11 protein-coding genes are annotated in these 12,922 nt (G+C 48.5%); 5 read left to right on the top strand and 6 right to left on the bottom strand.

Translation table 11 applies throughout. The features are described 5' to 3' along the window. Nucleotides 1–520 precede the first annotated feature (520 nt). The 3 genes from RF679_RS07925 to RF679_RS07935 all read left to right on the top strand — a co-directional run bounded on the left by RF679_RS07925 (nucleotide 521) and on the right by RF679_RS07935 (nucleotide 3,045). Nucleotides 521–1,528 (top strand): tetratricopeptide repeat protein, encoded by a 1,008-nt coding sequence (locus RF679_RS07925; protein WP_309483674.1) that lies wholly within the window; start codon nucleotides 521–523, stop codon nucleotides 1,526–1,528. A 76-nt stretch (nucleotides 1,529–1,604) separates the two neighbouring features. Further along, entirely contained in the window at nucleotides 1,605–2,027 is a 423-nt protein-coding gene (locus RF679_RS07930) for a hypothetical protein (protein ID WP_309483675.1), read from the top strand. Nucleotides 2,028–2,064: 37 nt separating this feature from the next. Continuing rightward, entirely contained in the window at nucleotides 2,065–3,045 is a 981-nt protein-coding gene (locus RF679_RS07935) for a CE1 family esterase (protein ID WP_309483676.1), read from the top strand. 221 nt (nucleotides 3,046–3,266) lie between these two features. Here RF679_RS07935 and RF679_RS07940 read toward each other — a convergent pair whose 3' ends face one another. Both RF679_RS07940 and RF679_RS07945 read right to left on the bottom strand, forming a co-directional pair. Further along, the gene (locus tag RF679_RS07940; RefSeq protein WP_309483677.1) at nucleotides 3,267–4,718 is read right to left on the bottom strand and encodes a hypothetical protein; all 1,452 of its coding nucleotides are present in this window, start codon (nucleotides 4,716–4,718) and stop codon (nucleotides 3,267–3,269) included. A gap of 99 nt (nucleotides 4,719–4,817) precedes the next feature. Continuing rightward, on the bottom strand, nucleotides 4,818–6,173 hold the full coding sequence (locus RF679_RS07945; RefSeq protein WP_309483678.1) for an SPFH domain-containing protein: 1,356 nt from the start codon (nucleotides 6,171–6,173) through the stop codon (nucleotides 4,818–4,820). Nucleotides 6,174–6,484: 311 nt separating this feature from the next. Between RF679_RS07945 and RF679_RS07950 the strand changes: the two genes are divergently transcribed. Both RF679_RS07950 and RF679_RS07955 read left to right on the top strand, forming a co-directional pair. Further along, nucleotides 6,485–7,240: a response regulator transcription factor gene (locus RF679_RS07950; RefSeq protein ID WP_309483679.1), complete on the top strand. Its 756-nt coding sequence runs from the start codon at nucleotides 6,485–6,487 to the stop codon at nucleotides 7,238–7,240. Continuing rightward, nucleotides 7,237–9,297 (top strand): sensor histidine kinase, encoded by a 2,061-nt coding sequence (locus tag RF679_RS07955; protein ID WP_309483680.1) that lies wholly within the window; start codon nucleotides 7,237–7,239, stop codon nucleotides 9,295–9,297. The genes RF679_RS07950 and RF679_RS07955 overlap by 4 nt, the downstream gene beginning before the upstream one ends. 60 nt (nucleotides 9,298–9,357) lie before the next feature. On the opposite strand, the gene RF679_RS07960 is transcribed toward RF679_RS07955, so the two are convergent. From RF679_RS07960 to fliP, 4 genes are read right to left on the bottom strand one after another with little or no spacing between them, the layout of a single operon-like run. Continuing rightward, nucleotides 9,358–11,055 (bottom strand): NAD(P)H-hydrate dehydratase, encoded by a 1,698-nt coding sequence (locus RF679_RS07960; protein ID WP_309483681.1) that lies wholly within the window; start codon nucleotides 11,053–11,055, stop codon nucleotides 9,358–9,360. Nucleotides 11,056–11,091: 36 nt separating this feature from the next. Further along, nucleotides 11,092–11,874 (bottom strand): flagellar biosynthetic protein FliR, encoded by a 783-nt coding sequence (gene fliR, locus RF679_RS07965; protein WP_309483682.1) that lies wholly within the window; start codon nucleotides 11,872–11,874, stop codon nucleotides 11,092–11,094. Nucleotides 11,875–11,876: 2 nt separating this feature from the next. Next, the gene (fliQ, locus tag RF679_RS07970; RefSeq protein ID WP_309483683.1) at nucleotides 11,877–12,146 is read right to left on the bottom strand and encodes a flagellar biosynthesis protein FliQ; all 270 of its coding nucleotides are present in this window, start codon (nucleotides 12,144–12,146) and stop codon (nucleotides 11,877–11,879) included. An 8-nt stretch (nucleotides 12,147–12,154) separates the two neighbouring features. After that, nucleotides 12,155–12,919, bottom strand: coding sequence for a flagellar type III secretion system pore protein FliP (fliP, locus tag RF679_RS07975; RefSeq protein WP_309483684.1), 765 nt, complete (start codon nucleotides 12,917–12,919; stop codon nucleotides 12,155–12,157). Nucleotides 12,920–12,922: the final 3 nt, after the last annotated feature.

Below are 12,922 nucleotides of genomic sequence, written 5' to 3' on the forward strand. Positions count from 1 at the left end.
TCTGATTTGTGACGAGCAACTTTTGCTGACACCTCGTTTTGATTCATACCGGTAAGAGCTTTTCTTGAGGTCATTTCTGCGAGGTGTGGTCAGACCATTTTCGTATTCTTCCAAGGATTTCATTGAGGCTCACATCACGAGTCAAATTTTCGCTATTTCTAAAGTAAGTTAGTAACCCAACCACTTCAGGTCTTGTTATGTCATTGTCCAGATGACAGATACTAAGAAACTTCATTCCCCTGATAGCTTTTTTGCTGTCAATTTATTTCTGCGTTTGCTTCATTGCTATTGCGCATTCGCAGCGATCTCCTAGCGAAGTTAAAGACGGACGCCTGTTTGTATTTCCATCCAGCTGTAACTCAGCCTGCCTCTACCGCGGCTCAAGGCATGAAGACCGTAGTACATCTGATCAATGTGGAATTGGACGAGCCTCATCGCAGATACTTCATTATCGATTGCGGTTTTAGATCTTCTAGAACCTCTAAATCACTTTTTATTGACTCACACACCAAGGAAAAATATGAATATCTTCGCCCCTCGCTTACAGCGTATTCACCATGTAATCGCCGTTTCCATGATGCTTACCCCGATGCTTGGCATTAGCCCAGCAATGGCTCATGAATACAGTGCGTTAATCAAAGCAAAGAAACACGCCGAAGTCGAACGTCTAGTCGCTGCGAAGCTAGCGGTGGAGGTGAACAACGCAGACGCTTTAGTTGCCAAAGTAGACTTGATTTTAGTGGATCCCAAAACTTCTCGTCTCGATGAAGGAGTAAAGATTGCCGAGCAGTGTATCTCTAGCAATCCTAAGAACTCTGAGTGCCATGAAGCGCTCGGCAATGTGCTGGGAGTCAAAGCCGAAAAAGGTGGCGTGATGTCTGGCATAAGTTCATTGGGAAAAATTCGTGATGCCTTCAAAAAAGCCATTGAATTGGATCCAAAGAATTTTAATGCTGCGAACTCCCTGATGACTTTCTATTTGGAAGTACCTGGCTTAATGGGCGGGAGTAATTCCAAGGCGAAGGACGTGATCGCAGAAATGCAAAAAGTCAGCCCTGCTGTAGCAAGTCTACTGCAAGCGAAGTTTGACCTTAAAGATGAAAAAATAGAAAGAGCCAAGAACGGTGCTTTGGCGGTGAATGCCGGCGGAAACCCCGTGATTGCTCAGTTGCAAAACGAAATTTCTACAGAGATCGCGCAGACCCTGATCAACGAGAAAAAATTCCTTGATGCGGAAAAGATGTTTCGTGAATTAGTTCAACGCTTTCCCGAGTCAGCTCCTGTGTATCTAGGCTTAGGCAGGTCATTGCAGGAACAGGGGAAAGCCCGAGAAGCGCTGCCTCAGTTAGAAAAATCATTGCACATTGATGCGACTGCTGCTGCGAATTATCGACTCGCCAAAAGCTGGCAAGCTTTGGGAGAAAAAGCAAAAGCCATTTCCTTTTTCGAGAAGGCACTCAGCTTCACACCAGAGCTCGGGAAGAAAGCTCGTGCTGATGCAGAAGAGCAGATCAAATTATTGAAGTAGAGTCATATCGATCAACTCGAGAAAACTTAATCCTCTCTCAAAAACAAATTTACGTTAAATTAGAAACACAGGAAATATGATGAATGAAGTCTCGCTCACGCGTCTCTATATGTTACGGGCCATGTACTTGCTGGTCGTTGTAGGTCTCTCCCTCACTTTGTGGCCAGATGTACTCTCTGCTAAAAAGGCCTTTTCAGCTTGGGAGTTTTTTCGAGGTGTCGAAACGTCGATGATGGCTGCATTTTGGTTGCTCTGCTTGGTTGGAATTCGTTATCCTTTGCAGCTACTTCCAATACTTTTGTGGGAATTGTTGTGGAAAACCGTTTGGCTCATTGCTGTCCCTTTACCATTGTGGATGAATGGAACTTTAGATGAAAAGTTATTGCCGAATGTATTTGCAATCGGCGCTGTCATCCTCGTCTATGCTGTGATTCCTTGGTCTTACGTTTATCGTCACTATATTAAAAAGCAGGGTGATCAATGGCGTACTGCTAAGTAAAATTTCTGTAATAAACTCGTCATACTCATTGAGGAAAATGATGAAAAAAATCTTGCGTCGAACGCTGTTTGCTTTGCTTTGCCTACTGCTTATCTTTGGTTCATTGTTTGTCTATTTTCTCTACACGCCAGATCCCGAAATGCCGGCACTTTCTGGCACTTTTTCGAAGGCGACGATTCAGGTTGATGGCAAGGAGAGAACTTACCGCACATATCTGCCGAAGCACTTAACGAAAGGTGCACCGCTAGTTATAGTGATGCATGGTTCCGGTCAAAATGGATCGCAAATTCGTCTGGAAACGGGTTATAGTTTTGATCGTCTTGCGGACCAATATGGATTTGGTGTGGTATACCCAAGCGCAGGTTCCTTTGATTGGAACGACTGTAGTAGGGTGGGTGACTTTCAATTGGACGGGCAAGAGCTGGATCACGTCAAATTTTTGACCGCACTAAGCGATAAACTGATTGCAGAGGAGGGTTTTGACCACAATCGCGTTTTTGCAACGGGGGTGTCATCTGGTGGCTTTATGGCTTTGAGATTGGCGGTTGAAGCACCAACTCGTTTCCGTGCTGTTGCAGCAGTCTCCGCCAACCTTCCTGTCGTTGACAATTTCAAATGTATCTTGCCTGACTCAAGTACTTCGGTGATGTTAATGAATGGCACCGCAGACCCTATTGTGCATCATGCTGGAGGCGAAACCAGTTTGCTAGGTTTGTTCTATAAGGGTGGTGTTCTGCGTTCGTCGGCTGAATCCGCCCGGTTCTTTGTCGAACTTAACGGGATAAGTAAGACTCCAGTGCTAGAAACTAAACCAGTAAGCTTGATCAATGGAGAAAATTCAGGTTTTGAGCAGATAACTTGGAAAAGTGACGAAAACAAGGAAGTCCAACTCGTCACAATTTTAGGTGGTGGGCACGGTATGCCACAGGAATACTGGCGACGTCCTCGTTTGCTTGGTCCCTCTCCAATGTCACCGAATGGCCCCGCACTCATTTGGGATTTTTTTTCAAGACAATAAATTTGATATCCGTTGATTGAAATTGCTCTGCCCCCCCGCCTAGATTGATGCTTTTCTAGGGCGGTTCACATATATAGGTCCAGGAGGATTTTCCTTTTCTACTCTCATTGCTGGCGAGAGCTCGCAGTGAGAGTGATAGTGTCGGATGGTGTAAATATTTTGATGCACGATAATCGGGGTTGTGGTCTGACTTGTCGCCTTAATTGTAGCCCTATCACAAACTATCGAAGACTCAGCGTTTGTGATTTCCAAATCGGGTCCTGCCATTTGTAAAAGACACTTAAAGACGAAGGTTGGTCTGCACCGTTTTCTGCTTGTAAGCTATCCATATTGATGACTTCGAAGCGACGCTTGTATTGTCCATCGACTTTCGCTTCTCGTGCTACCAAGAATTTATTCGAGGCCGGAATCCAGCCAGCAAATTCGATATAGCCCAGTTGTGGATCAACATTGGCAGGCGGGATCACGTCAATGCTCCATCCATTATTGGATTGACGGAACAACCACAGCTCGCGCCAACTTTCCATCGGTTGCACGGCCATGGTGATGGCATTGCTTTGTGCGTTGATGCGAACAGAGTTACCCCACACCACACTGTAGGTACAACGTTTTACCAGGGCGTTCTTGATATCGTGTTTGTCATCGATTAAATGGACACAAGTCTCGCCTAGTTCACCCTCAGTGGTGACGATTTTTAATTTGCTCTTGCTGTTCAAATTCGGGCTGGATTCTGCCGCCCAACGTGAAGTGCCTGCACGGATACCAGCTTCGGTATAACTCAATTTGTCGTCATCGCTCAGTTCTTCTTTATTGACTGCAGCCAGTGCTAATACAGCGCGATTGCCGGCCGCTTGTACATCTTCATTTTTACGCGCGCGTTGATAGGCAATCGCAGACCAGACGCTCGCTTTGCGCATTTTGATGCGATTTTTTTGTTGTTCGCTGAGTTTGTTGATGTCAACACGGTCGAGCACTTCGGCGCGCCAGTTATCGATCGCAAACTTTTCCAAAGGACGGGTAGTTGGGTTGATGCATTCGGCACGTGTGAGGGCGAGGGCGGCACGGGCCTTTTGTTCCTCATTAGCGTTCATTGCTAAGACGCGGCGAAAGGCCTCGCCGTCATAACACACTTGGATGCGTCCCTCACGTTCAAAACTCTTGAACTGCACGCCATAGTAGCTGGCAACTTCGAGATGGGCTGCAACACTCAATTCCATTTGCTTATTGGGTTTGATGGTGCCCGTTTGCAAGCTCAGATTGGTCGAGCGACGGGCGAGTCGGTCAGCCATACTGCCGATTGCATCGAATACCTCAGCATTGATTTGTGTCGCAGGAGCTGCTTTCAGGAAAGCGGCAGCGTAACTGATGCCGAGCGCCTCTGATCCTGGCGCCTCTCGTAAAAAACGAATCACGGACAAGCTTTCAGGTGCGGCATCAGCATCCGTGCGCACTAAGCGCACCTGCGATGCTTTGATATAACCAGCTCGTTCACGGCGATGGTCGTACACCTGCAGATAATCCATGCGCTCGCCGCGAATCTCGAGCGCATCGCCTTGCCACAACACGACTTGTTGTTGTGCACTGTCACGCGGAGCTGCACGCAGGGTTGCTTGATCCTGCGCAACGATGGCGATAAGGCTCGAAGTGGCAGCGGCGGCAATAGTCGATAACATGATGTTTCCTTCTTTTAGTGAATGCTTAAATGATTTTCTTGCTTGCTAATGTAGTGATAAAACTCAGTTGCTATCTAAGTTGCAATCTCAGTTGCTACCTCAGTTACTACCTTCATTGCCTTCGCTTGCTTCAGTTTGTACCGTTTCTTTGTTCACACTGGTTTTTGTGTTCTTACCTGTTCCAAGCAAGGCGGAGCCGATAAAACCACCGTCAGCTGGAGGCGGCGCGATAATGACGGAAATCTTGTCAGATAACTTGTCGGCCATCGTTTTTTGAATCAGCAACGGGTGCTTCGATAACAAGGCGCCATCACGCTCTAACTGTGCGCTCGACACTTTGCCCACCAATTCTTGGCGATAGGCTTCAGCATCAGCCAACTTGCGACGCGAATCTGCTTCACCTGCCGCTTCGATCAAGCGCGCTTGCGCATTACCTTCCGAAGTCTTAATCATCGAAATTTTTGCTGCTTCAGCTTCCAATTGACGTTGCTCGATCTGCTTTTGCTTGAATGGCAGTACGTGCTTCATCGCTTCTTCTTGCGCTCTGGCGGCGATCACTTGTTCGTTGGCGGCGGCTTCTGCAGCTTTCTCACGACGCACTTTTTCGGCTTCAGATTCCAATGCCGTCTGCTTTACTTGTTTTTCTTTCAGATCTAATGTGTAACGCATTTTTTCTGTCTCTAATTCTTCTTGTAACAAGCGTTCCATGCCGCGCTTGTAGTCTTCTGGTAAATCAATTTTGCCGATGGTGACAGCACGTAAAGTGATACCTTCAGCCGCTAACTTCGGTGTTAATTCGGTCTCGATAATTTGTTGAATCTCACCACGCTTGCTGGAGAAAATTTCCTTGACCGTGTATTTGGTAAAGGCTTTGTACATCACGCCTTGCACCAAAGGTTCGACGATTTGACCGCCAACATCGTCTGGCAAGCCCTTAACGTTGTTCACCAATTTGCTCGGATCGATGGCGTAGCGCACCGCTAAATCCACGCCCAGAGACAAACCTTCGATGGACTGAAATGGAGCTTCGCTACTGCTACGATTTTTGCTTGGACGATAGAGCTGGTCTTGCAGACTAAATTTGCGCAATTGATGCAGGCCAGGAACAACGATCACACTACCTTCACGAAAGGCGCTAACGTTACCTGTCAATTGATTGGCACGCAGGCCGATTTCACCACGTTGCACCGTTTTAAGCGGCGGATGGGTGTACAAGGCATACGCGCCCAAGCCTACTAAACTGATTGCAGCAGTCGCTTTAAAGAATTGAGGCGTAAAAATCGAAGGACGTGTTTTTACTTGAAATTCCGCAGGGTATTCACTTTGGTATTCGCTTTCTGAATTTTCATTTGCGTCTGTGGCGCCAGGTGCGCCATAGCCAGGGTTTTTGCTAGTGAATAAGCTGGCGAAGCTAGAACGAACTGCGCTGACCAAAGTTTTTAAACGGTTTGTCATGATGCCTCCTAGTGTTGTGCAAGATCAAAAGTGTTTGAAGAGTTTAAGCAAGTGCATGATTGCGTTTGCTTGAGACGAATCTTGCGCCTGGTGGGCAGGAGCATTCAATGCCGCGCTGAGGGGGAATTCTTCATTGCCACGGAAGAAATAGGCTAGGAACGGAAGACGCTGTGAAGAAAAACTCACAGCTCAAAACTGACTTTTTAGACAAAAACAGCGATACTGCGCTTATTAAGGTGGCGGGATAAGGTGGTGGACTCATGATCGGTCCATCCTATGAGCCAAAGATATTCGCTTTTAAGAGGTGTAAGGTGTCGCAATCTATACGTGTGGCGGTGATCGAAGATGATGAGCCAACCAGCAATCAATTCAAAAGTTGGATTGAAGCGGCAAAGCCAGGCATTCACATAGACCAATGGTTTAATCGAGATGATGCCGAGGCGGCGATTACGCGAGAACACTATGATTTGGTGGTGCTCGACATTGAGTTGGGCCGAGAGCGTCACGCCGGGGTGGCCATCATCAATGCCATCAATAAGAATATTGGGCGTGATGGACATGCGACGCCCGTATTGGTGGTATCGGCAATGCCCGCGACGATTTATCGCAGCATTATGAAAGCGCTTGACGCTTGGGATTACCTGCAAAAAGCAACCTTCGAAGAGGCCGATTTCATCGAGACTTTTCTTGATATGTTGCGCGCGGTGCGTGAGCGTCGCCAACAAGAAGAAAAACAGGGTGAAGCGAGGAAGTCGGGGCAGAAAGAAGTTACAGCAGCGAAGGATGTCGTCAGTATTGATCCTTTGCGTCAACGCACACCAATGTGGCGTGGGCAACGGATTAACCTACCTTTAACGGCACAGAGAATTTTGTCGGTGATGTTGGAAAAGCCCGGCGAAGTCGTCTCTTATGACGATTTATACGAGGTCGTGAAAAGCGGCCGCAATCGCGATAATATCCGCAAACACGTGAGTACCATACGCGATGCATTTCGCGAAATCGATCCGCAGTTTGATGGTATCGAAAATGTCCCCATGCGTGGCTTCCGCTGGGTGGATCAAGCATGAAACGCTGGTTGGTGGCGAGTTACCGGCTGCGGATTATTTTTCGTGGCGTGTTTCTGTTATTGGCCTTGGCGACCTTGGCCTTAGCGCTATCTTTGCTGCAGCAAGAGAAGCAGCTGTCCTACAATAGCTATCAGTCCAACTTCAATAAGACTGTGAGTCAGATTAGTGCAACGCTGCGTCATCCTGCTGGACAATTAGCCTTGTTGAATCCGCCTTTGAATCAAGATACGGCTAGCCTTCACCCTTTATTGTTGCCGTTTTCGGCACTGGATTTTGATGACCAAAGTAAAGTGCAACAAGCAATCGCGATGTCTGGTTGTTTGGTCCAGTATGGTAACGATGGGTCGCTCTGCGTGGGGATCGGTAATAATCCCTGGGCTGGTGGTTTTATTTATGTGGCAGGGAGTTTTAATAGCCCTTCCTTGGTGTCGCATGTGCGTGGTCAAGTGCTTGATCAGCAAGCACATCGGATCAAAGTGAGTGTGGCCTTACGCGGTCAGCACTATCAATGGTTTGCCCCTTTCGAGGAAGAAACCGGTGTACGTAGCAATGGTTTGATCGGCATTAAAGGGCGCTGGTTGGGCTTTTGGGAAAGCGATATCGGTAAGCAGAATGGTCGGCCTGTGCGTGACTTCCGTGGATGGGCTTGGCAAAAGTCAGTGTGTAATGATGCCAAGCTTGATGGCAAAGATCTCAATTGCGAGCGCAATACTTTTTTCTCTTTGCGCCTGCCGATCGCGGTTCTACAAGAAGCACTGTTTGAGAAAAAACGCCCGATCTGGCCACCGCAGGACCTCGAACAAATTCAGGTGGAGTTAACGGTCTTAGGTCCCGATAGCGAGACTCCTTTACTCGATAGTAAATCGGTGCCAAGTGCGACACCGTTTTCACTTAATGATTTGAACGCTTTGTTGCTGCCCGGCGAGAGTTTGATACTCCGGAAGTCTTCGGAAAAACGCGAAGTGATTCGTTTGCTCGGTAAGGTTGAACAGGAAGAAGAATCTTGGAATTTATTGACACGCTTGATTCGACGCTTGCCGGTCGATGAATTTAGCTCTCCCTTAGAAGCCAAAGAATTGATTAGTACGCCACTCGATAACTACGAGTTAGAAATGAGGGGAGACGTACGAAGTGTCAGCAAATCGCTGAGCGTGGTGGCGACCCGTGTGTCGTGGTTTGTGGGCGCGATGTTGCTGGCCTTACTGCTGGCTTGGTTGTTGATTGAGATTAGCATTATCCGAAGAATTAGTTTGCTCACCAAACGTGCGGCGGAATTATCGCGGACGATGAAGGGAGCAGGTGAGCTCGATCAACTCGATGTCAGTGATCTGCGCAGCCCTGATGAGTTAGGCGTCTTGGCCAGCGGTTTGCATGATCTTTTACGTCGCGTGAAAGAGGACGTCGAGCGTGAAACGATTCGTACAGAGCAAGAGAAGCAAATGTGGCACGCGGTGGGACATGAGATTATGTCGCCTTTACAAAGTCTGATGGTGTTGCATCCATCGGCGGACGACCAAAGTCATCGCTATATCAACCGTATGCAACAAGCAATCAAGGTTTTGTATGGTCACGCCACGCCAAGTGAAGCGTTTCAGTCAACCGTCTTGCAGATCGGCGAGCTCGATCTAAACCTGTTCCTGCGTTATGTTGCTGAAAATGCGCCGCACGCGGGCATTGTTGACGTCGAATATGAGCATCAATACCGACCCATAGTCGTCAAAGCGGATGAGTATTCGCTGGAAGATGTGGTAACCCATATTTTGAAGAATGCTGATCGTTACCGTCCGCACGGGACGGCAATTCGTATCTCTGTCGAAGTGTCCGAGGCCAATGTGGCGATCCATATCCATAACCGAGGACCTGCGATTGAGAACGATATGCTCGATAAAATTTTTGAATATGGCGTATCGGATCAACGCCTAGAGGCGACCGACGAACATCGTGGTCAAGGTCTTTTTGTGGCGCAAACCTATATGGCAAAGATGGGCGGGACGATCATCGCTCGCAATTGCATCGACGGTGTTGAATTTGTATTGAGCTTGCCACGCCCGATCTGAATGCACGGGTATTGAATATCAATCTTGGTGCATCAATGTTGGAACGTCAATTTTGGAAGATCAATCGAACTCGCCCACACGGCGATTGAGGTACTGACGAATCGCCGCAGGCAATTCGCTTGCACAAAGTCCGATCGGGCCGACGCCGGCGGCGACTAGTTGATCAGCTGCCGCTCCATGCACATAGCAGGCGAGTCGAGCCGCATCAAAGGCGCAAAGCCCTTGCGCCAATAAAGCCACACATAGGCCCGTGAGCACATCACCGGTGCCGCCACTTGCTAGTCCTGGGTTGCCCGAGCCGTTCACGTAGCAAGTGTGCCCATCGGTGACGAGTGAGCCGGAGCCTTTCAGAACGCAGATCAAGTTCCATTTTTGTGCCAATTCGGTGGCGGCTTTGAGTCGATCAGCCTGAATCTCTTGAACGGTACACGAGAGTAGGCGAGCGGCTTCGAGAGGGTGGGGCGTGATAATCGTATTGCAAAAACCTCTCAATGGTGATTGGTTTCTTTGTGCTAGCGCGCTTTGCAAAGGTGGTTCTTGAGCGATCAGATTGAGCGCATCCGCATCGATAACAAGATCGTGAGTTAGCTTCAGACATTGCAGGAGTAATTCTTTGGATGACTCGCTCTGCCCAAGCCCAGGGCCTATCGCGACGCTCGTATTCTGCAGTTGGCACTGCTCGGCGGAGCGACACATGATTTCAGGGTGCATGATGTCGAGTGGGACATCGTTTTCTGATGTTATGTCGACAAATCCGAGATGAACTTTTCCAGCACCAGCATGTAGTGCTGCTCGTCCTGCCAAGAATGCCGCACCGCGCATTCCTTGTGCGCCACCAATAATCAGCGCGTCACCATAGCTACCTTTGTGACTCGCATGTGCTCGTCGTTGTAGTTGTGCTTGGATTGATGCAACCTGATTGTGCTCGATGTTCGAGATCGGAAACTCTTCCGCTGAAATGTCCAAGTTCATCACCGACACTTGCCCTGCGTAGTCACGTCCCTCAGCCGTGTGTAAACCAAATTTATCGCCGATGAAGGTGAAGGTGTTGCTTGCCTTGATCGATGCATCGTTGATCGCTGCACGATTGATTGTTCTATTAGTGTTCAAAGTATGAGAGGCAGATTGATCTGCTAAAGCGCTTGGTTTGAACACAGTGCCGAAGTCCGCGGATAAGCCGCTCGGAATATCGAGCGCAATGACGGCGATGTCTCGTTGAAGGCGATTTTGGTTGATTTGCTGTATGACTTGATCCCATGGTGCTTGAATGGGGCGATTGAGACCGATCCCGAAAATCCCGTCGACGATGGCGTTACAACGTTCCAGCACGGGCTCGTATTGGTCCTGAACGTCCCACCAGTGGATAGCGCATGATTGTGCTCTAGCAAGGCTCGCCAGAGCATCGCTAGATAGTGTTTGCTGATGCTTGTCCCGCACAATATGGATCTCATATTCACGGGAAGCATGCGCGCTGTCGAATGACACTTCTGTTGCTGATTCAGAGATACCTGGCTTGCTCAACTGTTGTAGCTGATAAGCCATCTCGTACGCATCACCGCCGTTATCGCCGGGGCCTGCAAAGATAAGGAGGGTCGCGGGAGCAGGGTAAATTCGTTTGAATTCAAGTGCTGCGGCTAGGCCCGCTCTCTGCATCAAGCTGGGGGAGGGATTTTGCGCTTTGATTTTATTTTCGATTGCTCGAATTTGTGCGCTTGTGTAGATGAAGTGAGCCATAGAATGCAAAGACAGATATTTCATGAAGGTAGTTTGATCTCTACCCACGGTCTTATTTACTTACTTCCCATGTTGACCTAATCCATTGAGAGCGTCAATCAGGTGGCGAAAACTGCCTTCAAGCGCTGGTAACAGATAAGGAAGGACTAAGCCGAGCATGACGTAGCCAACCGTGATCGTAATTGGAAATCCAATACCAAATAAATTAAGTTGTGGCGCCGCGCGAGTCAAAATTCCAAGTGCGATATTGGCAATCAATAATGCAGCGACGATAGGCAAAGACAAGACCATTCCCAGTTTGAAAATCTCCTCTCCCCATTTTGCCAAAGTGTAGGGGCTAAATCCCATTTCCAAGCTAGTCGAGATGGGGATGGTCTTAAAGCTCATGACAAGCGCCTCGAACATGGCAAGGTGGATATTGAGTGACAGGATGATGAGCGTGGTAATGATGACCAAAAATTGACTAATTGCTGTGGAACGGCCACGTGTTTGGGGATCAAAAAAAGTGGCGAAACCGAGCCCCATCGTTAATCCAGCAACCTCACCAGCCATTTCAACGCCGGCCATGATCACACGCACCATGAAACCCATGGCAAGGCCGATCACAAACTGCTGTAGCAGAATCATGATCCCCGTCAGTGAGACCATGTCGAGTTGAGGTGGAAGTTGTAGGGTGGGCGCGACAATCAGTGACAGCATTACGCCTAGGGCGATTTTCACTAAAGGTGGGACGCCGTTATTCCCGAACGGAGGCGCTACAACGATAAAGCCCAAGATGCGTGTGAGGGGCCACAGAAAAGCAGCGACCAAACCGACGAGTTCTTGGCTGCTGATACTCAGCATAATTAGCCAGCGATAAAGGCGATGTTCGTGAAGACTTCACGCATGTAGTCACCCATCACCGTTAACATCCAAGGTCCTGCCACGATTAGGGTGATAAAAATGCCAGCGAGTTTTGGGATGAACGAGAGTGTGGTCTCGTTGATTTGGGTGGCCGCTTGAAAAATGCTGACGATCAAACCGATGATCAATGCGACCAAAAGTAGTGGCGCTGAAATCAATAAGGTGATTTCAATGGCATGGCGCCCCATCGTCATAACGCTCTCGGGATTCATAAAAACCTCTAGAAGAAACTCTTCGCTAATGATCCAATCAAGAGCTGCCAGCCATCGACTAAAACGAATAGCATCAACTTGAAAGGCAGTGACACGATAGAGGGGGATACCATCATCATACCCATGGCCATCAGGACACTGGCGACCACCATATCGATAATCAAAAATGGAATAAAAATAGCGAAACCGATTTGGAATGCAGTCTTTAACTCACTGGTGATAAAGGCAGGAATCAAAACCCGTAATGGAATATCTTCAGGGCCCTGCAGTTGCGGAGTTTCGGACAAGCGCACGTAAAGCGCGATATCGCTTTCTCGAGTCTGTTTCAGCATGAATTGTTTCAGTGGTTCAGCCCCTTTTTCCATGGCTTTTTGCATGGTGATTTTGTTTTCGGTGAACGGGATATACGCGTCTTGATAGATCTTGTCGAAGCTAGGTCCCATCACGAACAAGGTCAGAAATAGCGAGAGTCCCACCAAGACTTGATTGGGCGGCGCGCCTTGGGTTCCGAGCGCTTGGCGCAATAAAGACAAGACAATGATGATGCGTGTGAAGCTTGTCATCATCAAGAGCACCGCTGGCAAGAAACTCAGTGCCGTGAGGAAGAGTAGCGTTTGGATGCTGAGCGAATAATTCTGGCCACCACCGGAAGCTGGGCTACTTGTAATGACTGGTAAAGCGCTATTTCCTTGAGCGTAGGCCATTTCTGGCAGAGCCAGCAAAAAGACGCTCGCGAGAAGGCTGAGACCGATGAGGGCGCGTTGGTGCTTCATAGT

It is taken from the genome of Undibacterium cyanobacteriorum (genome assembly GCF_031326225.1).
GTDB classification, from domain to species: Bacteria; Pseudomonadota; Gammaproteobacteria; order Burkholderiales; family Burkholderiaceae_D; genus Undibacterium; species Undibacterium cyanobacteriorum.